Raw genomic sequence first — 25,021 nt, forward strand, 5'->3', positions numbered from 1 at the left:
GTCAGGGCACGCGCGCCGTCCACACCGGGTCGTCGAACTTGGTCGCGACGAGCTCGAGGGACCGGGCGACCTCCGCGGGACGCAACGCGTCGTCGACCGTGCGGAACCGCGTGCGGAAGTGCGCGACGAACGCGTCGATGACCTGCTCGCGCGGCATCTGCGTCTGCGAGCGCACCGGGTCGACGCGCTTGTTGGCCGAGCGGGTGCCCTTGTCCGACAGCTTCTCGCGGCCGATGCGCAGCACCTCGAGCATCTTGTCGGCGTCGATGTCGTACGACATGGTCACGTGGTGCAGCACCGCGCCGCCGGCGAGGCGCTTCTGCGCGGACCCGGCGAGCTTGCCCGCGGGCGAGGCGATGTCGTTCAGGCCGGTGAGGCTCGCGGCGACGCCGACGTCGGCGAGCGCCCCCAGCACCCACTGGTTGAGGAACGCGTACGACGCCTCGAACGTCATGCCGTCCACGAGGGACGCGGGCACGACGAGGGAGAACGTGATGCAGTTGCCCGCCTCCATGAACATCGCCCCGCCGCCGGAGATCCGTCGGACGACGGTCACGCCGTGCCGCTGGGCGGCCTCGAGGTCGACCTCGTTGCGCAGCGACTGGAACGAGCCGATGACCACGGCCGGCTCCTCCCACTCCCAGAACCGCAGCGTGGCGCCGCGCCGGCCCGCGGCGAGCTCCTCGGCGAGCACCTGGTCGAGGGCGGCGTGCTGCGCGGGCGGCATGGGCCCGGGCAGCAGCAGGGCGAACTCGTGGTCGTCCCACGACGTCGACAGGCCCAGCGCGCGGCGCACCGCGACGGCGACCGCCCGGGTGTCGAACCCGACCATCGCGACGGGCGCGGCGAGACGGCCCTGGTCCTGCGCGAGCGTCAGGGCGTCGTCGAGGACCTGGGCGAGCTGGCCGACCGTCGCGTCCGCGGCCACGCCGTCGAGCGCCGCGGCGAGCACGTCCAGCGCCTCGTCCGGCTCGAGGAAGAAGTCCCCGCTCAGCGCCACGTCGCGCAGCCGGCCGTCGACCACGTCGACGTCGACCACGACCATCTTGCCCTCGGGGACCTTGTACGCACCGTGCACGCCCCCACCCTAGGCGCGTGCGGCCCCGGGACGCCGGGACCGTCGCCTCAGCCCGTCGGCGCGGGCGTGGCGGTGGCGACCTGGGCCGCGACCGCGCTGCGCGCCCGCTCCTGGACGACGGCGCTGACCTCGACGGGGTCGCCCAGCACGGCGGACGGTTCCTCGACGGCCCGCGGGTCCAGGGCCGTCGCCGTCCAGGCCACCAGGGCGTCGCCGACGAGGACGTAGCCGCGGTACTGGGCCCGCACGTCGTCGCCGTCGTCGACGGTGGCCTCCTGCACGATGCCGGGGTAGACGCCGCGGCCCTCGATCGCCGGCTCGGTGGTCCACACGGTCCGCCGCGTCCCGGTGCCCGCCGTCGGGCTGGGGCTGGCGCCCGACGGGGCCTCGTCGGGCGCGTCCGCCAGCACGTACCGGGGGCAGGCGTCGACCGCGGTGACGAGCTCGCGGAACGCGTCCCGGGCCGACTGCTGGGAGTCGAGCACGACGACCTCCTGGGTCACGTCCAGCGCGTCGTTCTCCCACCGCTGCGCGTCGTACGCGTCCGGGGCACGGCCGACGACGGTGAGCGCGACGGTGCAGGCGGGCGGCGTCACCGCGGCGCCGTCCGGCAGCCCCCAGGCGAGGCCGCCGGGCTCGACGGTGGGCCGTACGCCGTCGGCGGCGCCGGGGAGCGCGTCCTCGACGTCACGGCGCGTGAGCAGCAGGGAGCCGAGCGTCTCCTCGTCGAAGGACGCGCTGTCGCCGGGCAGCGTGGCGGCCGGCGTGGGGGTGGCCGTGGACGGGTCGGGCGCGGTCGCCGTGGTCACCGGCGGCGGGGCCGCGTCGCCGGTGTTCCAGGGCTGCGTCACGCCCACCCCGAGGACCAGCAGCGCGAGGAGCACCAGCACGAGGGCCCACGTGCCGCCCCGGCTGTGGGCCCGCCACCCGTGCGCCGGCCAGTCGTCGTCCTCCGGCGCCCAGCGCGCTGGCTCGAGGCTGGACGGGCCGGGGTCCGTGCCGGACACGGGGTGCTCCTCTCGCGGTGGGCGGGTCGCCACCCGCTGAAGGCTAGGCCGTCCGACGGGCCGACGCGCGGTCCGCGCTCAGCGCGGCGCCACCCCGCGGTGGCGCAGGCCCCAGATGGTCGAGTCGGTCAGCGCCTCCCACGAGGCCTCGATGAGGTTGGGCCCCACCCCGACGGTGCTCCACGACGTCTCGCCGTCGGTCGTCTCGATGAGGACCCGCGTGACCGCGTCGGTGCCGTGCATCTGGTCGAGGATGCGGACCTTGAAGTCGATGAGCTCGAACTCGGCGAGCTCGGGGTACACGCGCAGCAGGGCCTGCCGCAGGGCGTGGTCCAGGGCGTTGACGGGCCCGTTGCCCTCCCCCGTGCTGACGATCCGCTCGCCGCCGGCGTGCAGCTTGACGGTCGCCTCGGCCGTGGCGGGCGTGCCGCGCCCGCCGTTGCGCTCGACGATCGCCCGCCACGACTCGACCCGGAAGTACGCCGGGCGCCGGCCCTCGACCTCCTCGACGAGCAGCAGCTCGAACGAGGCGTCGGCGGCCTCGAACGTGTAGCCGTTGGCCTCGGAGTCCTTGACGCGGTGGGTCAGGCGGGCCAGGACGTCGGGGTGCTCGGCGAGGTCGTACCCGAGCTGGCGGCCCTTGAGCTCGATGGACGCGCGCCCGGCCATGTCCGACACCAGCATCCTCATGTCGTTGCCGACCAGGCCGGGGTCGGTGTGCTGGTAGAGGTCCGGGTCGACCTTGATCGCGGAGGCGTGCAGCCCGGCCTTGTGCGCGAACGCGCTCGCCCCGACGTACGGCTGGCGGGCGAACGGCGAGATGTTGGTGAGCTCGCTGATGGCGTGCGCGATACGCGTGAGCTCGGCGAGCCCGCCGGGGACGCCGTCGGTGCGGGCCAGCACGGGGCGCCCGAGCTTGAGCTCGAGGTTGGCGACCACGGAGAGCAGGTCGGCGTTGCCGGTGCGCTCGCCGTAGCCGTTGACGGTGCCCTGCACGTGCGCGCAGCCGGCCTCGACGGCGGCGAGGGTGTTGGCGACCGCGCAGCCGGAGTCGTTGTGGGCGTGCATGCCGAGCACGGCGTGGGGGCCGACGTGCCGCCGCAGGTCGAGGACGACGTCGCGGACCTGGTCGGGCAGCATCCCGCCGTTGGTGTCGCACAGCGCGACGACCTCGGCGCCCGCCTCGAACGCGGCCAGCACGGCGGCGCGCGCGTACGCGGCGTCGACGGCGAACCCGTCGAAGAAGTGCTCGGCGTCCACGACCACGCGCCGGCCCTCGCGGCGCAGGAACGCCACCGTGTCGGTGATCATGGCGAGGTTCTCGTCCGGCGTGGTGCGCAGCGCGCGCTCCACGTGCCGCACGTCGGACTTGGCGACGACGGTCACGACCGGCGCCTCGGAGTCGACCAGGGCCCGGACCTGCGGGTCGTCGACGGCCCGGGTGCCCGGCTTGCGGGTCGCGCCGAACGCCGCGAGCTCCGCGTTGCGCAGGTCGAGCTCCTTGGCGGCCCGCTTGAAGAACTCGGTGTCCTTGGGGACGGCGCCCGGCCAGCCGCCCTCGATGAACCCCACGCCGAGCTCGTCGAGCAGCGGGGCGATCGCGAGCTTGTCCGCGACGGAGAGGTTGATGCCCTCCTGCTGGGCGCCGTCGCGCAGCGTGGTGTCGTAGACGTGGAAGGTCGGGTCGGTCACGGCGTGCTCCTCGGGGGCGTGCGGCGCGGGTGTCGACGTCGGCGGCCGGCGGGGGTGTGCCGGTCCCGTCGCGACGGCTCCGACCGGCGGGGGTGGTGCCGGGCGGACCATCGTGTCCCAACAAAAAGACCCCCCGGGGTACGGGAGGTCGGCGCGTCGGACATCGTGTCCGACGCGCTACACGATGATGAGCGTGAAGCGGGTCACAGCGCGATGGTCGCACACGGTGCGAGGCCCCGGCACGTCGTCCAGCTGGTGGGACGGGTGTCCGTGGGGCGGGCGGTCCCGCCCCACGGAGCACGTCAGACGAGCCGGTGCATCCAGCCGTGCCGGTCGGTCGCCCGGCCGTACTGGATGTCGGTCAGCTCGGCGCGCACACGCATCGTCACCGGCCCGGCGGCTCCGTCCCCGACGGTGTGGTCGAAGCCCTCGCCGGCGAGCCGGCCGATCGGGGTCACGACCGCGGCCGTGCCGCACGCGAACACCTCCGTCACGGACCCGTCCGCGAGGCCCGCCAGCAGCGTCGTCAGCGGCACGTCGGCCTCGGAGACCTCGTGGCCGGCGTCGGTGAGGATCTGCACGATCGACGAGCGCGTGACGCCCTCGAGGATCGAGCCGGACAGGGCGGGCGTGACCACGCGGCCGTCGGCGTGCACGACGAACACGTTCATGCCGCCGAGCTCCTCGAGGAGCGTGTTGGTCGACGCGTCGAGGAAGCAGACCTGCTCGAAGCCCTTGGCGTAGGCCTCCTGCTGGGGCAGCAGGCTCGCGGCGTAGTTGCCGCCGCACTTGGCCGCACCCGTGCCGCCGGCGCCGGCGCGGTGGTGCTCCTGCGAGACCCAGATCGCGACGGGCTGCACGCCGCCCGCGAAGTACGGGCCGACGGGCGAGGCGATGACGAGGAACTCGGCCTCGAGCGACGGGCGGACCCCGAGGAAGCTCTCGGAGGCGTACATGAACGGCCGCAGGTAGAGGCTGGTCTCCTCCCCCGACGGCACCCACGGCTCGTCGACGCCGACGAGGGCGGCGATCGCACCGAGGAAGTCGTCGGTGGCGAGCTCGGGCAGCGCGAGCCGGCGGGCGGAGCGCTGGAACCGCTCGGCGTTGGCCTGCGGGCGGAACGTCCAGACGCTGCCGTCGGGGTACCGGTACGCCTTGAGACCCTCGAAGATCTCCTGCGCGTAGTGCAGCACCGCGGTCGCGGGGTCCAGCTGGAGGGGGCCGTAGGGCTCGACCCGCCGGCCGTGCCAGCCCTCGGCCTGCGACCAGCTGATGCGGGACATGTGCTCGGTGAACACCGTGCCGAACCGCGGGGCGGCGAGCGCGGCGGCCCGCTCCGCCTCGGGGACGGGGGTGGTCGTACGGGTGACCGCGAACGCCGGGGCGGACGTGGGGGACGCGAGAGTGCTCATCAGGGGGCCTTTCACCAGGGTCGACGTCGACGGTACCGGTGCGGACGGCCGGGTGGACAGGTGCGGCGCGCGGGCGCCGGCGGCGGTCAGCCGGCGACGCGGGCGGCCAGCTCGGCACCCACCTCGGCCGTCGACCGTACTCGCCCGGCCGTGCCGCGCTCGGCGAGGTCGGCGGCGACCGCGGCCTCCACGCGCGCGGCGGCGTCGGCGAGGCCGAGGTGGTCGAGCAGCATCGCGACCGAGAGGACGGTTGCCGTGGGGTCGGCCTTGCCCTGGCCCGCGATGTCGGGGGCCGAGCCGTGCACGGGCTCGAACATGCTGGGCGCCGTGCGGTCGGGGTTGATGTTGGCGGACGCGGCGAGGCCGATCCCGCCGGTGATGGCCGCGGCGAGGTCGGTGAGGATGTCGCCGAAGAGATTGTCGGTGACGATCACGTCGAACCGGGACGGATTCGTGACGAGGAAGATCGTCGCGGCGTCGACGTGCAGGTAGTCCACGGTCACGTCGGGGAACTCGGCGTTCACGGCATCGACGGTGCGCCGCCACAGGTGACCGGCGTGCACGAGCACGTTGTGCTTGTGCACCAGCGTGAGCTTCTTGCGCGGACGGGCCGCGGCGCGGGCGAACGCGTCGCGCACGACCCGCTCCACGCCGAACGCGGTGTTGACGCTGACCTCGTTGGCCACCTCGTACGGGGTGCCGACCCGGATGGCGCCGCCGTTGCCGACGTACGGGCCCTCGGTGCCCTCGCGCACGACGACGAAGTCGACGTCGCCGGGCGCGGCCAGCGGGGAGGTGACGCCCGGGAAGAGCTTGCTCGGGCGCAGGTTGACGTAGTGGTCCAGCGCGAACCGCAGCCGCAGCAGCAGACCGCGCTCGAGGACGCCCGACGGGACGCCGGGGTCGCCGATCGCGCCGAGCAGGATGGCGTCGTGGCCCCGGATCGCGGCGAGGTCCTCGTCCGTGAGGGTCTGACCCGTGGCGTGCCAGCGACGTGCGCCGAGGTCGAAGTCCGTGGTGGTCACGGTCGTGCCGGTGCCGCGCAGGGCCTGCTCCAGCACGAGCAGCCCCTGCTCGACGACCTCGGTCCCGATGCCGTCGCCGGGCACCACGGCCAGCCGCAGGGACGGGGGGACGACGCGGTCGCTCATGCCGACCACCCTAGCGACGCGTCCACGCACCGGACATCTCGTCTCATCTGACGGTCACCTCTCCGCCGCCGCGCAGCGCGTCACCGCCGCGGGTACACCACCTCGAACCGCTCGGTCACCACCGGCATCGTCGCGACGAACCGGTCGTCGCCCAGCACCCGGCGCCAGTAGCGCTCGTGCTCGACGCGCCACGACGCGAGCGACAGGTCGTCCTCGCCCTCCGCGGCGGCGAACGCCTCGTCGACCTGGTCGAACGGGACCACGACGACCTCGGTGGTGCGCAGCAGCGCCCGGGGCTCGCCGGCACCGTCCGTGACGATCGACAGCTCCCCGCGCCGCGGGAGCGCCACACCCTCGTCCTCGATCTCGGCCAGCGCGGTCGACGTGCCGGTCTTGCGCCCCTCGAGCACGAGCGCCAGCAGCTGGTCGGCCAGGGCCGGCGAGTCCCCGAAGGACCACGACGGCGGCGGGACCACGTCGCGCACGAGCTCCCCCAGCACGCTGTCGAGCTTGCCCTGGCCGAGGTGGCCCCGGGCGGCCTCCCAGAAGGCCTGGATGCGGGTGTCCTCGACGCCGTCGGGGGTGTGGTCCGTGCTCGGTCCGCTCATGGGCCCATCCTCGCGGAAACGGCCGCGGCGCACCCGGTCGGACGACCGGGTGCGCCGCGGCGGCGTCGGGCTCAGCGCGCCGCCGAGCCCTCCGTGTAGTCGGAGTCCGACGGCTTGACCCACGCGAACAGCTTGCGCAGCTCCTGGCCGACCGGCTCGATCGGGTGGTTCTGGCCCTTCGCGCGCAGCGCGGCGAACTCGGGCGCACCGGCGTCCTGGTCGTCGATGAACCGCTGCGCGAACGCGCCGTTCTGGATGTCGGCGAGCACGGCCTGCATGTTCGCCTTGACGTCCGGCGTGATGACCCGCGGGCCCGAGACGTAGTCGCCGTACTCGGCCGTGTCGGAGACCGACCAGCGCTGCTTGGTGATGCCGCCCTCGAAGATGAGGTCGACGATGAGCTTCAGCTCGTGCAGCACCTCGAAGTACGCGACCTCGGGCTGGTAGCCGGCCTCGGTGAGGGTCTCGAACCCGTACTGGATCAGCTGGGACACGCCGCCGCACAGCACGGCCTGCTCGCCGAAGAGGTCGGTCTCCGTCTCCTCGGTGAACGTCGTCTTGATCCCGGCCGCACGCAGGCCGCCGATGGCCTTCGCGTACGACAGCGCGAGCGCCCACGCCGCGCCCGACGCGTCCTGCTCGACGGCGACGATCACGGGCACGCCGCGACCGTCGACGTACTCGCGGCGCACGAGGTGGCCCGGGCCCTTGGGGGCGACCATCAGCACGTCGTGACCCGCGGCGGGCTTGATGTAGCCGAAGCGGATGTTGAAGCCGTGGCCGAACACCAGGGCGGCGCCCTCGGCGAGGTTCGGCTCGATCTCGTCGCGGTACACGTGCCGCTGGACCTGGTCGGGCGCGAGGATCACGACGACGTCGGCGCCTGCGACAGCCTCGGCGACGGTCGCGACCTTCAGGCCCTCGTTCTCGGCCTTGGCGCGCGACGCGGAGCCCTCGCGCAGGCCCACGGTGACGTCGACGCCGGAGTCGCGCAGGTTCAGCGAGTGCGCGTGCCCCTGGCTGCCGTAGCCGATGACGGCGACCTTCTTGGACTGGATGACCGACAGGTCAGCGTCGTCGTCGTAGAACAGCTCAGCCACGGTGGTTCTCCTCGGTTCTCTGGCGTTACGGGTGTGCGGGGAAACGGGTGGGGGTCGTCAGGCCGAGCGGCCGACGCGCTCGAGCGCACGGTCGGTGATGGACCGCGAGCCGCGGCCGATGGCGACGGTGCCGGACTGCACGATCTCACGGATGCCGAACGGCTCGAGCGCCGCGAGCAGCGCCTCGAGCTTGCCCGGACCGCCGGTCGCCTCGACGACGACCGTGTCGGGCACGACGTCGACGACGTGCGCCCGGAACAGCTGGACGACCTCGAGCACGTGCGTGCGCTGGGAGACGTCGGCCTTGACCTTGACGAGCAGCAGCTCGCGCTGCACGGACGCGGCGTCCTCGAGCTCGACGATCTTGATGACGTTGATCAGCTTGTTGAGCTGCTTGGTCACCTGCTCCAGCGGCAGCGCGTCGACGTCGACGACGACGGTGATGCGGCTGATCTCGTCGTGCTCCGTGGGGCCCACGGCCAGGGAGTGGATGTTGAACGAGCGGCGCGCGAACAGGCCGGCGACGCGCGTGAGCACGCCGGGCTTGTTCTCGACGAGGACGGACAGGGTGTGGCGGGTCATGGCTCGGCTTCCTTCCTCAGTCCTCGCGGTCCCACGCGGGGCTGATGCCCCGCGCGTACTGGATGTCGTCGTTGCTCACGCCGGCGGCGACCATCGGCCACACCATCGCGTCGCGCGACACCGTGAAGTCCACGACGACGGGCTGGTCGTCGATCTCCATGGCCCGGCGGATCGTCGCGTCCACGTCCGCCTTGGTCTCGCAGCGCAGGCCCACCGCGCCGTACGCGTCGGCGAGCTTGACGAAGTCGGGGACGCGGGCGGTGCCGTGGCCGGTGTGGAGGTCGGTGTTGGAGTAGCGGGACTCGTAGAACAGGGTCTGCCACTGCCGCACCATGCCGAGCGAGCTGTTGTTGATCACCGCGACCTTGATGGGGATCTCGTTGATCGTGCAGGTGGCGAGCTCCTGGTTGGTCATCTGGAAGCAGCCGTCGCCGTCGATCGCCCACACCGTGCGCGAGGGGTCGCCCACCTTGGCGCCCATGGCGGCGGGCACCGCGAAGCCCATGGTGCCCAGGCCGCCGGAGTTGATCCACGACGCGGGCCGCTCGTAGCGGATGAACTGCGACGCCCACATCTGGTGCTGGCCGACGCCGGCGACGAACACCGACTCCGGGCCGGAGATCTCGCCGATGCGCGAGATCACGTGCTGCGGTGCGAGCAGACCGTCGGTGGGCTCGTCGTAGCCCAGCGGGAACGTCTCGCGCCACGCGTCCAGCTGGCGCCACCAGGCCTCGAGGTCGGGGCGGCCGTGCTGGGCGTGCTCGCGCTCGAGCTCGGGCAGCAGGTCGCCGATCACCTCGCGCAGGTCGCCGACGATCGGCACGTCGACGCGGCGGTTCTTGCCGATCTCGGCGGGGTCGATGTCGGCGTGGACGACGGCGGCGTTCGGCGCGAAGCTCGACAGCTTGCCGGTGACGCGGTCGTCGAACCGCGCCCCGAGCGCCACCACGAGGTCCGCCTTCTGCAGCGCGGCGACCGCGGCGACGGTGCCGTGCATGCCGGGCATGCCCAGGTGCTGCGGGTGCGAGTCGGGCAGCGCGCCGCGGGCCATCAGCGTGGTCACGGCAGGGGCGCCCGACAGGTCCGTGAGCCGGCGCAGCAGGTCCGACGCCCCGGCGCGGATCACGCCGCCGCCGACGTACAGCACCGGTCGGCGCGCGGTCGCCAGCAGGCGGGCCGCCTCGCGGATCTGCTTGCTGTGCGGCTTGCTGACCGGCCGGTAGCCGGGCAGCGCGATCTCCTGCGGCCACGTGAACGTGGTGCGCGACTGCATGGCGGACTTGGCGATGTCGACCAGCACGGGGCCGGGACGCCCGGTGGAGGCGATGTGGAACGCCTCGGCGATCGTGCGGGCGATGTCGTCGGGGTCCGTGACGAGGTAGTTGTGCTTGGTGACCGGCAGCGTGATGCCGAGGATGTCGGCCTCCTGGAACGCGTCCGTGCCGATGAGCGACGCACCCACCTGCCCGGTGATCGCCACCAGCGGGACCGAGTCCATGTGCGCGTCCGCGATCGCGGTGACCAGGTTGGTCGCGCCGGGGCCGGAGGTGGCCATGGTCACGCCGACCTTGCCGGAGGTGTAGGCGTAGCCGGCCGCCGCGTGGCCGCCGCCCTGCTCGTGCCGCACGAGCACGTGGCGCAGGCGGGTGGAGTCCATCAGCGGGTCGTACGTGGGCAGGATCGCGCCGCCGGGGATGCCGAAGACGACCTCGACCCCGGCCTCCTCGAGCGAGCGGACGATCGCCTGGGCGCCCGTGACGTCCTCGGGGCCGATGCGCTGGGTGACCACGGGGACGGCGTCCGTCGTGGGTCGGGCCGTGGTGTCGGCGGGCCGCACGGGGCGGGCCGCCGTGCGCGGCGGTGCGGGGTGGGGACCCTGGACCATCGTCGTCTCCTGCGGGTCGGTGGCGGGTGGGGGCTGGGCCCGTGGTGGTGCGGGCCCGGACACGACAAAGCCCCTCGGCCCCGGGCACCGGGGCGGACGAGGGGCGAGCGCGCGGACAGCAGACCTGGGTCGGACGGCGTCAGCCGGCGCGCTCCGGGGCTACTACGAGGATCGTCTGCACGTCGGCGACACTACGCCGCTCCCCGCGCGCTGTCACATCCCTCGGGTGTCGTCTCACATCGTGGTTCACCGTTTCGCATGTCGAACGCGAGAAGGTCGCGGCGCGCTCCGTCCGCAGCATCCGGGTGATGCCTGCCGGGTCACGGCACCACGGCGCGCGCCTGCGCGCCGACCGTGACCGTCCGACCTAGTGTGGGTGGCACGACGACGGCTCCGGCGACTGCCGGGACCGGGACGGGGGTGGCACGTGACCAGGACAGCAGGACGTGGCATGACGGGCACCGCAGCGGTGCTCGCGCTCGGCACGGCCCTCGCCGGGTGCGCGGGGCAGGCCGAGCCGGCCGCCCCGGTGACCGGTCAGGCCACGAGCCCCGCGCCGGCTCCGACGACCCCGGCCCCGTCTCCTGACAACACCGCCGCACCCGACGACGACGACGAGGTCGGCACCGACTTCTCGGCCCCCGGCGACCAGCTCACGGCCGAGCCCGCCCCAGACTCGTTCCTGACCGTCGTCGACGTCCGCACCGGGGAGCACGACGGGTACGACCGCGTCGTGTACGAGCTCGCGGGCGAGGGCCTGCCGGGCTGGCGGGTCGGCTACGTCGACGAGGCCGTCGAGGACCCCTCGGGCGAGGTCGTCGACGTCGACGGCGACGCCACCCTCGAGGTGTGGGTCACCGGGACCGGGTACCCGACCGACACGGGCCACGAGGAGTTCGCCGACGACCTGCGCCCCGGCACGGGCGACCTCGAGCACGTCACCCGGCCGCTGACGTTCGAGGGCATGACCCAGTCGTTCGTCGGCCTCGACGAGCAGCGCCCGTTCCGGGTCACCCTGCTGGAGGACCCGGTGCGGGTCGTCGTCGACGTCCAGGACGACTGACCGGCGTCAGGCGCGCCGGAGCACCAGCGCCTCCCAGGGGGCCAGGATGACGACGCCGTCGCGCACGACGGCCGGGTCCGGCACGTTGCCGAGCACCCGCTCCCCCCAGCCGTCGCCCACCTCGGCCCGCTGCTCCTCGCCGGAGAAGTTGCCGAGCACCAGCAGCGCGTCGTCGCCGAGCGCACGGGTGAACGCGTAGACGTGCGGGTGGTCGGGCAGCAGCAGCGTGAAGTCCCCCAGCCGCACCACCTCGTCCTCGTGCCGCAGCGCGTGCAGGCGCCGGTAGTGGTGCAGCACCGACGCGGGGTCCGCGCGCTCGGCCTCCGCGTTGACGTGGGTGTGGTTCGCGGTCACCGGCAGCCACGGCTCGCCGGTCGTGAAGCCCGCGTGGGGCCCCGCGTCCCACTGCACCGGTGTGCGCGCGTTGTCGCGGCTCGCCGCGGCCAGGCCGGCCAGCAGCTGCTCGTCGCTCACGTGGCCCCCCGCACGGGCGTCGTGGACGTGCCGCAGGGACTCGATGTCACGGTAGTCGTCCAGGGACGTGAACCCCGCGTTCGTCATCCCGAGCTCCTCGCCCTGGTAGACGTACGGCGTCCCCCGGTGGAGGTGCAGCACGGTCGCGAGCATGGTCGCGGACTCGCGGCGGTAGGCACCGTCGTCGCCGAACCGGGACACGACGCGCGGCTGGTCGTGGTTGTCCCAGTACAGCGCGTTCCAGCCGACGTCCTGCAGGCCGGTCTGCCAGCGGGCCATCGTGGCCTTCAGCTCGCGCAGGTCCAGGGGCACGGGGTCGAACTTGCCGCCGGGCCCGTGGTCGAGCCCGACGTGCTCGAACGTGAAGATCATGTCCAGCTCTCCGCGGGCCGGGTCCGAGAACAGCACGGCGTCGTCGACCGTCGCCCCCGGCGTCTCCCCGACGAGGAGGAGCCCGTCGCGCCGGCCCGCGAAGACCTCGCGGTGCATCTCCTGGAGGAACTCGTGCAGGCGCGGGCCGTTGGTCGAGCCAGACCCCTGCGGGGCGAGACGTCCGTCGCCCGCAGGCGCGTCCGACAGGCCGCCGTGCTCGTCCACGTGCTTGGAGATCAGGTTGATGACGTCCATCCGGAAGCCGTCGACCCCCCGGTCGAGCCACCAGCGCATCATCGCGTGGACGGCCTCGCGGACCTGCGGGTTCTCCCAGTTCAGGTCGGGCTGCTTGCGGCTGAACAGGTGCAGGTAGTACTCGCCCGTGGCCTCGTCGAGCTCCCAGGCGGGCCCGGAGAAGAACGAGCCCCAGTTCGTCGGCTCGGCGCCGGGCGTCCCGGGCGTCATGCCCGCACGGGCGGGCCGCCACCAGTACCAGTCGCGCTTCGGGCTGTCGACGGACGAGCGCGACTCGACGAACCACGGGTGCTCGTCGCTCGTGTGGTTGACGACGAGGTCCATGACGACCTTGATGCCGCGGGCGTGCAGGGCCGCGACCACCTCGTCGAGGTCGTCCAGCGTGCCGAACACCGGGTCGACGTCCTGGTAGTCGCTGATGTCGTACCCGTTGTCGTCCTGCGGGCTGCGGTACAGCGGGGAGAACCAGACCACGTCGACGCCGAGCCACGCGAGGTGGTCGACACGCTGCAGCACCCCGCGCAGGTCGCCGACGCCGTCGCCGTCGCTGTCCTGGAACGACCGCGGGTAGATCTGGTAGACGACCGCGCCCGTCCACCAGGGTGCGTCCTCGCGCGTGAAGGTCATGCCGGTTCCTCCCGGGGTCCGATGGCTGACGCCTCGACCCTTCCAGCCGAGGCGTCGGCCCGCACCCGGTGCGCGCCGGAGGCGGACGCTCAGGTCGTGGCACCCCGGGTGCCGGACAGGACCAGCGCGGCCACGCAGAGGAGGGCCACGACCATCGCCAGCGTGAAGGGCAGCCGGCTGCGCTCCCGCCGCAGCCCGACGACGCCTGCCGCCACGGCGGTCAGCACCGCGGCGACGCCGACCACCGCACCGGGCGGCGCGGGCGGGCCGGGCGGGCCGAGCACGGCCACGAGCACCGCGAGCGCCAGCACCGCCGGCGCCAGCACGCCGGTGGCGCGACGGCCCAGCCGGTGGGGCAGGCCACGGACGCCCGTCGCGGCGTCGTCCTCCAGGTCGGGCAGCACGTTGGCGAGGTGCGCGCCGACGCCGAGCAGCGCGCCGACGGCGAGCAGCCAGGCGGCCGGGAGCGCCGGCCCGGGCAGCGCGAGCACGACGAACCCGGGCAGGAGCGCGAACGCCAGCGCGTAGGGCACCCAGGACGCCGCCGTGGCCTTCAGGCGGAGGTTGTACGCCCAGCCCATCGCCACCACGCCCAGGTGCGCGACGGCGGCGGCCGGACCGGCGAGCGCCGACGCGGCGACGGACACGACGAGGGCCCCGACGGCTGCGGCGCGCAGCGTCGCGGCCGTGACCGCACCCTGCACGACGGGCTTGTCGGTGCGCCCCGCCGCACGGTCGCGCGCGGCGTCGACCCAGTCGTTGGACCAGCCGATCGACAGCTGGCCGGTCAGCACGACGAGCAGCACGAGCAGCACCGTCGGGGCGGCGGCGCCGAGCCCGACGGCCAGCGCCGTGCTGAGCGCGGTGACCACCACGGTCGGGCCGAGGTGGCAGGCGCGGGCCAGCGCCGCGGCGGTCGCGGCGCGCGCACGTCCGCCCGACGCCGGCCGCCGACGCGGCGGGGAGGTCGACGACCGGGGCACAGGGTGACGGTATCCCCCGCGGGCGGGCGGCGGCGGTCGCCGGGCCCCGCCGGGCGGGCCGGGGCTGCCGGTGCGACGATGCCGGGATGTCCCAGGTCCTCGCCGTCGCCACCGCCCTGCCGGGGCCGGCGCACGCCCAGGCCGACATCACGCGGGTCACCGCGCCGCTGGTCGCCGGGGACGACGCGCGGGCCGCGACGCTGCTGCGGCGCCTGCACGCCGGCTGCGGGGTCGACACCCGGCACACCGTGCTCCCGCTCGACCGGTACCCGCACGTGCGGGGCTTCAGCGAGGCCAACGACCTGTACCTGGAGCTCGGCACCGCGCTGGCGGCGCAGGCGGTCGCGGCCGCGCTGGGGCGGGCGGGCGTCGACCCGGCCGACGTCGACCTCGTGCTGCTCACCTCGGTCACGGGCATCGGCGCCCCCTCGGTCGACGCGGCGCTGGTCGGGCTGCTGGGGATGCGCAGCGACGTGCGTCGCGTGCCGACGTTCGGGCTGGGCTGCGCCGGAGGGGCGGCCGGGCTGGCGCGCGTGCACGACCACCTGGTCGGCCACCCGCAGGACGTCGCCCTGCTCGTCAGCCTCGAGCTGTGCTCGTTGACGCTGCAGCACGGTGACACCGACCCGGCGAACCTCGTCGCGAGCGGCCTGTTCGGCGACGGCGCGGCAGCGGCCGTCGTCGTGGGTCGGGACCACCCGCGGGCGGCCGGTGCGGCGGGGCCCACGGTCGTCGGGTCGCGCAGCCGGCTCTACCCGGGGACGGGCGGGGACCTCGGGTGGCGGGTCGGGTCGTCCGGTTTCCGCATCGTGCTGTCGCCCGGGCTGCCCGACGTGGTCCGCGCCGGGCTCGCGCCCGACGTCGAGGGCCTGCTCGCGACGCACGGGCTCAAGACGGGAGACGTGACGCGCTGGGTCGTGCACGCGGGCGGGCCCCGCATCCTCGACGCCGTGCAGGACGCGCTCGGCCTGCCCGCCGACGCCCTGGCCACGAGCCGTGCGTCCCTCGCCGCCGTGGGCAACCTGTCGTCGGCGTCCGTCCTGGACGTGCTGGACCGCACCCTCGCCGCCGGCACCCCGCCGGGGTCTCCCGGGGTCCTGCTGGCGTTCGGGCCGGGGGTGAGCGCCGAGGTGGTGCTCCTGCGCTGGTCCACGGGAGGATGACGACCGTGCTCACCCTGTACCTGGTCGTGGTCGGCCTCACGGCCGTCGAGCGCCTCGCCGAGCTCGTCGTGTCCACGCGGCACGCGCGCTGGTCGTTCGCCCGGGGCGGGGTCGAGAGCGGCCGCGGGCACTTCCCGGCCATGGTGGCGCTGCACACCGGGCTGCTCGTCGCGTGCGTCGTCGAGGTGCTCGTCGCGGACCGCCCGTTCCTGCCCTGGCTGGGCTGGCCCGCGCTGGTCCTCGTGGTCGCGAGCCAGGCGCTGCGGTGGTGGTGCATCGGCACGCTCGGCGAGCGGTGGAACACCCGCGTGATCGTGGTGCCCGGGCTGCCGCTGGTCGACCGGGGCCCGTACCGCTGGCTGCGCCACCCGAACTACGTCGCGGTGGTCGTCGAGGGTCTGGCGCTGCCGCTCGTGCACACGGCATGGGTGACGGCGGTCGCGTTCACGGTGCTCAACGCGGTCCTGCTGCTGCGGTTCCGCATCCCCGCCGAGGAGCGGGCGCTGCAGGCCGTGCACGAGCCGGTCTGAGGCCGGTGCCCGGCGCGCCGCCCGGACGGGTGCCCGCACGTGCGCCCGACACCGACGTGCTCGTCGTCGGCGGGGGCCCGGTCGGTCTGGCGGCCGCCGTGGAGGCGCGTCTGCGGGGCCTCGAGGTCGTCGTGCTCGAGCCACGGCCCGGACCGGTCGACAAGGCGTGCGGGGAAGGGCTCATGCCGGGCGCGCTGCGGCTGCTGCAGTCCTGGGACGTCGACCCGCCCGGGCACGTGCTCGCGGGCATCAGCTACCGGTCGCCCGCCGGGCACGTCGACCACCGGTTCCGCGTCGCGGCCGGGCGCGGCGTGCGCCGGACCGTCCTGCACGACGCCCTGCACGGGCGCGCGGTGGACCTCGGCGCGGTCGTCGTCCCCGCCCGGGCGTCCGCCGTGCACCTGACCGCGCAGGGCGTGGAGGTCGACGGCCGGACCGCTCGGCACCTGCTCGTGTGCGACGGGCTGCACTCCCCGACGCGGCGGCGGCTGGGGCTGGAGCCCGCGGCCCCGACCCGTCGCGGTCCCCCGGCCGACGACCGTCGGCGCTACGGCCTGCGCCGGCACTACCGGGTCGCGTCGTGGACGGACCTCGTCGAGGTGCACTGGGCCGCCCGCGCGGAGGTGTACGTGACACCCGTCGGCCCGGACCTGGTCGGCGTGGCCGTGCTCGGGCCGCGGGGGACGGAGCTGGACGCGACCGTCGCGGCGCTGCCCGAGCTGGCCGCGCACCTCGGCGACGCGGCCCCGGACGGACCCGTGCGCGGGGCGGGCCCGCTGCGCGCCCGCAGCACGCACCGCACCGCGGGCGCCGCGCGGCTGGTCGGCGACGCGTCCGGGTACGTCGACGCCCTCACCGGCGAGGGGCTGCGGGTGGGGTTCGCGCAGGCACGCGCCGCCGTCGCGACGCTCGACGACCCGGACGCCTACGAGCGCGCCTGGCGGTCGGCCACCCGCGACTACCGGGTGCTCACGTCCGCCCTCGTGGCCTGGGCGACGTCCCCGCTGCGACCGGCCGTCGTGCCGCTCGCCCGCCGCGCACCCGCCCTGTTCGGCGCGGTGGTGGAGCGGCTGGCCCGCTGAGGCCCCGACGGGCCCTCACCCGTCCGGGTGATCCAGGGCGCCCGGAGCGCTCCTGGACAGGTGTCCGCACACCCGTCCGGGCGATCCCGGGACCTCCGTCCCCGGGGCCGTTGACACATCGTCAATAGCGTCCTCGCCATGGCCGAGACGCAGCGCAGGGTCGTCAAGACCCCCGACGCCCGACGCGACGAGATCGTCCGCGCCGCCCGCGCGCTGTTCGCCGAGCAGGGCGTGCGGGCCACCACGATCACGCACGTCGCCGACCGCGTCGGCGTCACCCGCGGGCTCGTCTACCACTACGTCGACGACATGGAGACGCTCGTCGAGCAGGTCCTCGACGCGTGCATCGACGACTTCGTCGCCGACCTGCGCGCGTGGGACGCCGCCCGCCGCCCGGGCGACGTCGACGGCGCCGTGGTCAGCGCCGTCGCGCTGCTGCGCCACCACGTGCCGACCCGCCGCGACCCCGACGCGCCGCAGGGCGGCCCGCACAGCGGGCCGGCGGTGCCCCGGCTCGACGACGCCGCCCTCGCGGTGCGGTTCCTCGACCGGGCCGTCGAGGCCCTCGTCGACACCCTCGAGACCACGACGATCCCCGCGTACGCCGCCCGCCACACCATCGAGATCACGCACGTGCGCGCGACGTTCGTCGTCCTCGTGCACGGGCTCATCGCGCTCGTCCGCTCCCGGCCCGGCACGCCCGACGACGTGCTCGTCGCGCTCGTGCGGCAGACCCTGCGGCTCGCCCCGACCGACGCGCCCGCCACCGACGACCCCGCCGCACCGTAGCGGCCGGGGCTCACCTCGAAGGAGAGACCATGTTCCTGTTCGAGAGCATCACGCCGCTGCAGGCGCTGATGTTCGTCGTCGTCCTCGCCGCGCTCATCGGGCTCAACGAGATCTCGCGCCGCGGCAAGGTCGCCGGGCTCTTGCTGTTCGTCGCCCTGCCCCTCGTCCTGACCGTCCTCGTCTGGCCGCACACCGCCGGCGAGGGCTCGTCGACGGGCTCGTGGTTCCACTGGGTCAAGGTCTACTCGGCGCTCGCCGGGTGCATCGGCTTCATGCTCATCCGGTACGTGCCCCGCCTGGCGGCGCACCGCTGGATGCTGCTGTTCCCGCCGGCGATCCTCGCGCTGAACATCGCCGAGGCCGTCGTCCGTGACTTCCAGGTCGCGGGCATGGACGCCGGGGTCGTCGACGGCGTGACGATGGTGCCCGGCCCGTGGAACGTCATGAACGGCGTCGCGGGGATCCTCAACATCCTCACGATCTGCGGCTGGGTCGGCATCTACGTCAGCCGCGACCGGACCAAGGACATGATCTGGCCGGACATGCTCTGGTTCTGGATCGTCGCGTACGACCTGTGGAACTTCGCCTACGTGTACAACTGCGTCGGCGACCACGCCTTCTACGCCGGCGCCGCGCTGCTGCTGTCGTGCACGATCCCCGCGTTCTGGCTGCGCCGCGGCGCGTGGCTGCAGCACCGTGCGCACACCCTGGCGTTCTGGATGATGTTCACGATGGCGTTCCCGGCGTTCGTGTCGGACTCGCCGTTCGCGGTGCAGTCCGCGCACTCCCCCGCCGCGCTCATGACCGCGTCCGCGCTGTCGCTGGCGGCCAACGTCGCGGTCGTCGTCTACCAGGTGCACCGCCTGCGCACCCGCCGCCTGCACCCGCTGCGCGACGAGCTGTGGACCGACCTGCCGGCGTACCGCCGGGTCGTCGAGCGCATCCCGGGCCACCGGGCCGACGTCGAGGGCACGACCCCCGGCCGGCCCGCGCCCGCGCTGCAGGGCTGACCGGCAGACCGACCGGGACCGCGGGGCGTCGCCGGGGCGACGCCCCGCACCCGCGCTCAGCCCAGCACCGCGCCCTTCGACGCGGACTGCACGAGCTTCTGGTACTTGCCCAGCACGCCGCGGGTGTAGCGGGGCGCGAGCGGCGTCCAGCCCTGCCGACGGGCGACGAGCTCGTCGTCGTCGACGAGCAGGTCGAGCCGGGCGTGCGCGACGTCGAGCCGGACCCGGTCGCCGTCCCGGACGAAGGCGATGGGGCCTGCGTCGACGGCCTCGGGCGCGATGTGCCCCACGCACAGACCCGTCGTGCCGCCCGAGAACCGGCCGTCGGTGACGAGCAGCACGTCCTTGCCGAGCCCCGCGCCCTTGATGGCGCCGGTGATCGCGAGCATCTCGCGCATGCCCGGCCCGCCCTTGGGGCCCTCGTACCGGATGACGACGACGTCGCCGGCGCGGATCGTGCCGTCCTCCAGCGCGTCCAGCGCCGCGCGCTCCCGCTCGAACACCCGCGCGGTGCCCTCGAAGACGTCGGAGTCGAAGCCCGCGGACTTCACCACGGCCCCCTCGGGCGCGAGCGAGCCGGACAGGATCGTGATGCCACCGGTGCGGTGGATCGGGTCGTCCATCGCCCGCAGGATCTTGCCGTCCGGGTCGGGCGGGGCGATCTCCGCGAGGTTCTCCGCCACGGTCCGGCCGGTCACCGTGAGGCAGTCGCCGTGCAGGAGCCCGGCGTCGAGCAGCGCCTTCATGACCACGGGCACCCCGCCGACCCGGTCGACGTCGTTCATCACGTACCGGCCGAACGGCTTGAGGTCGCCCAGGTGCGGCACGCGCGCCGCGACGCGGCTGAAGTCGTCGAGCGTGAGGTCGACCTCGGCCTCGTGCGCGATGGCCAGCAGGTGCAGCACCGCGTTCGTCGACCCGCCGAACGCCATGACCACGGCGATGGCGTTCTCGAACGCCTCCTTGGTCATGATCTGCCGCGCGGTGATCCCGCGGCGCAGCAGCTCGACCACGGCCTCGCCGGACCGGTGCGCGAACTGGTCGCGGCGCCGGTCGGCCGACGGCGGCGCCGCCGACCCGGGCAGCGACATGCCCATGGCCTCGGCCACCGACGCCATCGTGTTGGCCGTGTACATGCCCCCGCACGCACCCTCGCCGGGGCAGATCGCCCGCTCGATGCGGTCGACGTCCTCACGGCTCATCAGCCCGCGCGCGCACGCGCCGACGGCCTCGAACGCGTCGATGATCGTCACGTCCTTCTCGGTGCCGTCGGACAGCTTCACCCAGCCCGGCATGATCGAGCCCGCGTAGAGGAACACGCTCGCCAGGTCCAGGCGCGCGGCGGCCATGAGCATGCCCGGCAGCGACTTGTCGCACCCAGCCAGCAGCACCGACCCGTCGAGCCGCTCGGCCATCATCACCGTCTCGACGGAGTCGGCGATGATGTCGCGGCTGACGAGGGAGTAGTGCATGCCCTCGTGGCCCATCGAGATACCGTCGGACACCGAGATCGTGCCGAACTCCAGCGGGTACCCGCCGCCGGCGTGCACCCCGCCCTTGACGGCCTTGGCCAGCCGGTCGAGCGAGAGGTTGCACGGCGTGATCTCGTTCCACGAGCTCGCGACGCCGATCTGCGGCTTCGCGAAGTCCTCGTCCCCGAGGCCGACCGCGCGCAGCATGCCGCGCGCCGCCGTCGCCTCCAGCCCGTCGGTGACCTGCCGCGACCGCGGCTTGATGTCGACACCCGCCTGCTGCACGTCCGTCATGAGCCGAGACTAGGCAGCGCCCCTGCGCGGAGCATCCCGTCGGGCGCCGACACGCCCGAGCCGCGCCTCAGACGCGCCGGATGCGGCTCACGTCGCGGACGGCGCCGCGGTCGGCGGAGGTCGCCATGGCGGCGTACGCCTGCAGGGCCGGGGAGACGTAGCGGTCGCGGGCGACCGGCTGCCAGGGGTTCTCGCGCGCCTCCATCTTGGCGCGGCGCTCGGCGAGCACCTCGTCGGGCACGTTGACGCGGATGAGGCGGGTCTCGACGTCGATCTCGATCTCGTCGCCGTCCTCGACCAGGGCGATCGTGCCGCCCGCGGCCGCCTCGGGGCTGACGTGGCCCACGGAGATGCCGCTCGAGCCGCCGGAGAACCGGCCGTCGGTGATGAGCGCGCAGACCTTGCCCAGGCCGCGGCCCTTGATGAACGACGTCGGGTACAGCATCTCCTGCATGCCGGGGCCGCCCGAGGGGCCCTCGTAGCGGACGACCACGACGTGGCCGGGCTCGACCTGCTTGGTGAGGATCTTCTCGACGGCCTCGTCCTGGGACTCGCAGACCAGGGCCCGGCCGACGAAGTGGAAGACGTCGGGGTCGATGCCGGCGGTCTTGATGATCGCGCCGTCCTCGGCGAGGTTGCCGCGCAGCACGGCCAGGCCGCCCTCGACGGTGTAGGCGTGGGCGACGTCGCGGATGCAGCCCTGGGCGGCGTCCGTGTCGAGGGAGTCCCACACGTTCTGCGTGGAGAACGCCTGCGTGGTGCGCACGCCGCCGGGGGCCGCGTGGAACAGGGCGGTGGCGCGCTCGGTGGCCCGGCCGCCGCGCACGTCCCAGTCGTCGAGCCAGGCGCGCAGCGTCGGGGTGTGCACGCTCGTCACGTCGTGGTCGAGGAGGCCGGCGCGGTCGAGCTCGCCCAGCAGCGCGGGGATGCCGCCGGCGCGGTGCACGTCCTCCATGTGGAAGTCGGGGTGGTTCGGGGCGACCTTGGCCAGGCAGGGCACACGGCGGCTGATCTCGTCGATGTCGGCGAGCGTGAAGTCGACCTCGGCCTCCTGCGCGGCGGCCAGCACGTGCAGCACCGTGTTGGTGGACCCGCCCATGGCGACGTCGAGGGCCATGGCGTTGCTGAACGCGGCGCGCGTCGCGATGCCCCGGGGCGCCGCGGTGTCGTCCTCGTCGTCGTAGTAGCGGTGCGCGAGCTCGACGACCGTGCGGCCGGCCTCGAGGAACAGCTCGCGGCGCGCGGCGTGCGTGGCGAGCGTCGACCCGTTGCCGGGCAGCGACAGGCCGAGTGCCTCGGTCAGGCAGTTCATCGAGTTGGCGGTGAACATGCCCGAGCACGAGCCGCAGGTGGGGCAGGCGTTCTCCTCGACCTTGGCCAGCGCCTCGTCGTCGACGGCGTCGTCCGCCGAGTAGTTGATCGCGTTGATGAGGTTGAGCGGCGTGCGCGCGACCCCGTCCGCCACGACGGCCTTGCCGGCCTCCATCGGCCCGCCGGAGACGAACACGACGGGGATGTTCAGCCGCAGCGCGGCGTTGAGCATGCCGGGCGTGATCTTGTCGCAGTTGGAGATGCACACGAGCGCGTCCGCGGTGTGCGCGTTGACCATGTACTCGACCGAGTCGGCGATGAGGTCGCGGCTGGGCAGCGAGTAGAGCATCCCCGCGTGGCCCATCGCGATGCCGTCGTCGACGGCGATGGTGTTGAACTCCTTGGGCACGCCGCCGGCCTCGCGCACGGCCGACGCGACGAGGTCGCCCATGTCCTTGAGGTGCACGTGCCCCGGGACGAACTGCGTGTAGGAGTTGGCGATCGCGACGATCGGCTTGCCGAAGTCCCCGGCCTGCGTGCCCGTGGCGCGCCAGAGCGCGCGGGCGCCGGCCATGTTGCGGCCGTGGGTCGAGGTCCGTGAGCGCAGCGGACGGCTCATCGCGGGTCTCCTTCGCAGGTGCGGGGCGCCACCTCGCGGTAGCGCCCCGTCACCCTACGTCCGTCCGAGGCGTGGGACGCCCGGCGTCCACCAGGCAGACGTCCGTGCGTCAGCGCACGTGCGCCGCCGTGAGGCGCGGGTCCGCCGTGGTCACCACGTGCACGTCGCCCGTCAGGGTCGTGCGGCACGTCGTCTCCCGGACCGCGCACGACGGCCCGACCCACAGGTCCACGTCACCGGGCTCGACGACACGACGCCCGGACCGGTCGGTGAACGCCAGCCGGACCGTCGGCACCACCAGCTCGACCTCGACGGACTGCCCCGGCTCCAGCTCGACCCGGTGGTAGCCGACGAGCTGGGCGACCGGACGCGTGACGGGGGCCAGGACGTCGTGGGCGTACAGTTGCACGACGTCGGCGCCCGCGCGCGTGCCCGTGTTGGTGACCCGCACGCGGGCGGTGACCGTGCCGTCGGTGCGCGGGTCCGGGTCCACCGTCAGGCCCGTACGCGTGAACGACGTGTACGACAGGCCGTGGCCGAACGGCAGCACGGGCGTGCTCGCCAGGTTGGTCACGTCGCCGTCGCCGCCGAGCAGCGGGTGCAGGTACGAGAACGGCTGGGCGCCGGCCGAGCGCGGCAGGCTCACCGGCAGCCGGCCGGACGGGTTGACACGGCCCGACAGCACGCCGGCGACCGCCTGCCCGCCCTCCTCGCCGGGGAAGAACGCCTGCACGACCGCGGCGCACGCGTCCAGCGCCCAGCCGATCGCGTACGGCCGCCCCGTGAGCAGCACCAGCACGACCGGGGTGCCGGTGGCCACGACGGCCTCGACGAGCGCGCGCTGCACGCCGGGCAGCTCCAGGTCGTCCCGGTCGCAGCCCTCCCCCACCGTCCCGCGGCCGAACAGCCCGGCCTGGTCGCCGACGACCACGACCGCGACGTCGGCGGCCGCGGCGAGCGCGACGGCCTCGGCGACACCCGACGTGTCGGCGTCGTCGACCGCGCACCCGGGCGCGTACGTCACGACCGCGTCGGGCAGCTCGGCGGCCAGGGCCGCGCGGACCGTGGGCGCCTCGAGCCGCTGCTCGACGTCCGGGTGGTGCGCGAGCACGTGGTTGACGAACGAGTAGCAGCCGAACAGCGCGGCGGACCGGTCGGCGTTCGGCCCGAGCACGGCCACCCGCGCCGGCGCGGCCAGCGGCAGCGTGCCGTCGTTGCCCAGGAGCACCACCGACTGCTCGGCCAGGCGGGCGGCGACCCGCCGGTGCGCGGGGCTGTCGAGGTCGACGTCCGTCGGCGGCTCGTCCTCGAAGGTCGCGTCCAGCAGGCCCAGCTCCGCCTTCTGCTCCAGCGCGCGCAGCACCGCCCGGTCGACGAGCGCCTCGTCGACCCGGCCCGCGCGGACCGCGTCGGCCAGCGGGTCGAGGTACGCGTCGCCCGTGGGCAGCTCCACGTCCACCCCGGCGGCGAGCGCCTGCCCGGCGGCGTCGCCGAGGTCGGCGGCCACCCGGTGCAGCAGGTGCAGGAACGCGACGCCGAAGTAGTCGGCCACGACCGTGCCGTCGAAGCCCCACCGGTCGCGGAGCACCCCGGTGAGCAGCGTCGGGTCGGCCGCGACGGGCACGCCGTCAATCTCGGCGTAGGAGTGCATGACGGAGCGGACCCCGCCGTCGAGCACGGCCATCTCGAACGGCACGAGCAGCACGTCCTCGACCTCGCGGGGCCCGGCGTGCACGGGCGCGAAGTTGCGGCCGGCCTGCGAGGCGGAGTAGCCGACGAAGTGCTTGAGGGTGGCGTGCACCCCGGCGCCCTGCAGCCCGCGCACGTACGCGGTGCCGAGCGTGCCGATGAGGTAGGGGTCCTCGGCGATGCACTCGTCGACCCGCCCCCAGCGGGGGTCGCGGATGACGTCGAGGACGGGGGCCAGCCCCTGGTGCACGCCGAGGGTGCGCATGGACTGCCCGACCAGCGCCGCCATCTGCTCCACCAGCGCGGGGTCCCACGCGGCGCCCCAGGCCAGCGGCGTCGGGAAGGTCGCGGCCGTCCAGGCCGCCAGGCCCGTGAGGCACTCCTCGTGCACGAGCGCGGGGATGCCCAGGCGGGTCTCGCGCACCAGCCGACGCTGCTCGGCCCACAGCCAACGGGCCCGCTCGACGGGGTCGACCGGCCGGGTGCCGTACACGCGGGTCAGGTGCCCGAGCCCGTGGCGGGTCACGTCGGCGTAGCCGCGGGCGACGGTGAACTCGCCCTGCAGCGGCGCGACGGCCTCGCCGTCCTCCTTCTCCCAGAAGCCGACGATCTGGGCGAGCTTCTCCTCGAGCGTCATCTGCGCGAGGAGGGCACGGGCACGTCCCGCGCCGGTGGGCGCGGCGGGTGCGGCGGGCTGCACGGGCGCAGCCTGCTGGAGGTCGGTCACTGTTCACGCTCCAAGGACGAGGAGGGCCCGGCGGGCCCGGGAGATG

General features: G+C 74.3%; 19 protein-coding genes and 1 pseudogene. 6 read left to right on the forward strand and 14 right to left on the reverse strand.

Going from position 1 to position 25,021, the window contains the following annotated elements; genetic code table 11:
• Position 1 precedes the first annotated feature (1 nt).
• From FBY24_RS01080 to FBY24_RS01120, 9 genes and pseudogenes are all read right to left on the reverse strand, one after another.
• Positions 2-1,078, reverse strand: a complete 1,077-nt coding sequence (locus FBY24_RS01080; RefSeq protein WP_142157329.1) for a biotin/lipoate A/B protein ligase family protein — start codon at positions 1,076-1,078, stop codon at positions 2-4.
• Positions 1,079-1,125: 47 nt separating this feature from the next.
• Positions 1,126-2,085 (reverse strand): sensor domain-containing protein, encoded by a 960-nt coding sequence (locus FBY24_RS01085; RefSeq protein ID WP_142157331.1) that lies wholly within the window; start codon positions 2,083-2,085, stop codon positions 1,126-1,128.
• 78 nt (positions 2,086-2,163) lie between these two features.
• Positions 2,164-3,777, reverse strand: a complete 1,614-nt coding sequence (cimA, locus tag FBY24_RS01090) for a citramalate synthase (protein ID WP_255432147.1) — start codon at positions 3,775-3,777, stop codon at positions 2,164-2,166.
• 302 nt (positions 3,778-4,079) lie between these two features.
• On the reverse strand, positions 4,080-5,189 hold the full coding sequence (locus tag FBY24_RS01095; protein ID WP_142157335.1) for a branched-chain amino acid aminotransferase: 1,110 nt from the start codon (positions 5,187-5,189) through the stop codon (positions 4,080-4,082).
• 86 nt (positions 5,190-5,275) lie between these two features.
• Positions 5,276-6,340 (reverse strand): 3-isopropylmalate dehydrogenase, encoded by a 1,065-nt coding sequence (locus FBY24_RS01100; protein WP_142157337.1) that lies wholly within the window; start codon positions 6,338-6,340, stop codon positions 5,276-5,278.
• 80 nt (positions 6,341-6,420) lie between these two features.
• Positions 6,421-6,948 (reverse strand): ASCH domain-containing protein, encoded by a 528-nt coding sequence (locus FBY24_RS01105; protein ID WP_142157339.1) that lies wholly within the window; start codon positions 6,946-6,948, stop codon positions 6,421-6,423.
• 71 nt (positions 6,949-7,019) lie between these two features.
• A pseudogene (gene ilvC, locus FBY24_RS01110) lies at positions 7,020-8,069 on the reverse strand (ketol-acid reductoisomerase); the annotation flags it as partial.
• Between the two features lie 36 nt (positions 8,070-8,105).
• A complete protein-coding gene (ilvN, locus tag FBY24_RS01115) occupies positions 8,106-8,630 on the reverse strand; it encodes an acetolactate synthase small subunit (protein ID WP_140460039.1) in 525 nt (174 codons plus the stop codon).
• A 16-nt stretch (positions 8,631-8,646) separates the two neighbouring features.
• A complete protein-coding gene (locus FBY24_RS01120; protein ID WP_142157343.1) occupies positions 8,647-10,515 on the reverse strand; it encodes an acetolactate synthase large subunit in 1,869 nt (622 codons plus the stop codon).
• A gap of 451 nt (positions 10,516-10,966) precedes the next feature.
• On the opposite strand from FBY24_RS01120, the gene FBY24_RS01125 reads away from it, so the two are divergent.
• Positions 10,967-11,578 (forward strand): hypothetical protein, encoded by a 612-nt coding sequence (locus FBY24_RS01125; protein WP_142157345.1) that lies wholly within the window; start codon positions 10,967-10,969, stop codon positions 11,576-11,578.
• 6 nt (positions 11,579-11,584) lie between these two features.
• Here the strand turns inward: FBY24_RS01125 and FBY24_RS01130 are convergent, their stop codons facing one another.
• Both FBY24_RS01130 and FBY24_RS01135 read right to left on the reverse strand, forming a co-directional pair.
• Positions 11,585-13,306 (reverse strand): alpha-glucosidase, encoded by a 1,722-nt coding sequence (locus tag FBY24_RS01130; RefSeq protein WP_142157347.1) that lies wholly within the window; start codon positions 13,304-13,306, stop codon positions 11,585-11,587.
• 89 nt (positions 13,307-13,395) lie between these two features.
• On the reverse strand, positions 13,396-14,289 hold the full coding sequence (locus FBY24_RS01135; protein ID WP_142157349.1) for a UbiA family prenyltransferase: 894 nt from the start codon (positions 14,287-14,289) through the stop codon (positions 13,396-13,398).
• A gap of 86 nt (positions 14,290-14,375) precedes the next feature.
• On the opposite strand from FBY24_RS01135, the gene FBY24_RS01140 reads away from it, so the two are divergent.
• The 5 genes from FBY24_RS01140 to FBY24_RS01160 all read left to right on the forward strand — a co-directional run bounded on the left by FBY24_RS01140 (position 14,376) and on the right by FBY24_RS01160 (position 18,863).
• On the forward strand, positions 14,376-15,452 hold the full coding sequence (locus FBY24_RS01140) for a type III polyketide synthase (protein WP_142157351.1): 1,077 nt from the start codon (positions 14,376-14,378) through the stop codon (positions 15,450-15,452).
• Entirely contained in the window at positions 15,449-15,982 is a 534-nt protein-coding gene (locus FBY24_RS01145) for an isoprenylcysteine carboxyl methyltransferase family protein (protein ID WP_142157353.1), read from the forward strand. The genes FBY24_RS01140 and FBY24_RS01145 overlap by 4 nt, the downstream gene beginning before the upstream one ends.
• A 29-nt stretch (positions 15,983-16,011) precedes the next feature.
• Positions 16,012-17,064: an NAD(P)/FAD-dependent oxidoreductase gene (locus tag FBY24_RS01150; protein WP_255432148.1), complete on the forward strand. Its 1,053-nt coding sequence runs from the start codon at positions 16,012-16,014 to the stop codon at positions 17,062-17,064.
• Between the two features lie 138 nt (positions 17,065-17,202).
• The gene (locus FBY24_RS01155; RefSeq protein ID WP_142157357.1) at positions 17,203-17,853 is read left to right on the forward strand and encodes a TetR/AcrR family transcriptional regulator; all 651 of its coding nucleotides are present in this window, start codon (positions 17,203-17,205) and stop codon (positions 17,851-17,853) included.
• 29 nt (positions 17,854-17,882) lie between these two features.
• A complete protein-coding gene (locus FBY24_RS01160; protein WP_222117189.1) occupies positions 17,883-18,863 on the forward strand; it encodes a DUF5692 family protein in 981 nt (326 codons plus the stop codon).
• A gap of 56 nt (positions 18,864-18,919) precedes the next feature.
• Here the strand turns inward: FBY24_RS01160 and ilvD (FBY24_RS01165) are convergent, their stop codons facing one another.
• From ilvD (FBY24_RS01165) to FBY24_RS01175, 3 genes are all read right to left on the reverse strand, one after another.
• Complete coding sequence (gene ilvD / locus FBY24_RS01165) at positions 18,920-20,629, reverse strand: dihydroxy-acid dehydratase (RefSeq protein ID WP_142157359.1); 1,710 nt, start codon at positions 20,627-20,629, stop codon at positions 18,920-18,922.
• Between the two features lie 67 nt (positions 20,630-20,696).
• Positions 20,697-22,559, reverse strand: a complete 1,863-nt coding sequence (ilvD, locus tag FBY24_RS01170) for a dihydroxy-acid dehydratase (RefSeq protein WP_142157361.1) — start codon at positions 22,557-22,559, stop codon at positions 20,697-20,699.
• A gap of 109 nt (positions 22,560-22,668) precedes the next feature.
• Positions 22,669-24,885 carry a beta-glucosidase gene (locus FBY24_RS01175; protein ID WP_142163003.1) on the reverse strand — a complete coding sequence of 739 codons (2,217 nt, stop codon included), beginning with the start codon at positions 24,883-24,885 and terminating at the stop codon, positions 22,669-22,671.
• Positions 24,886-25,021: the final 136 nt, after the last annotated feature.

This window comes from Cellulomonas sp. SLBN-39 (assembly GCF_006715865.1).
In the GTDB taxonomy this organism is placed as follows: domain Bacteria; phylum Actinomycetota; class Actinomycetes; order Actinomycetales; family Cellulomonadaceae; genus Cellulomonas.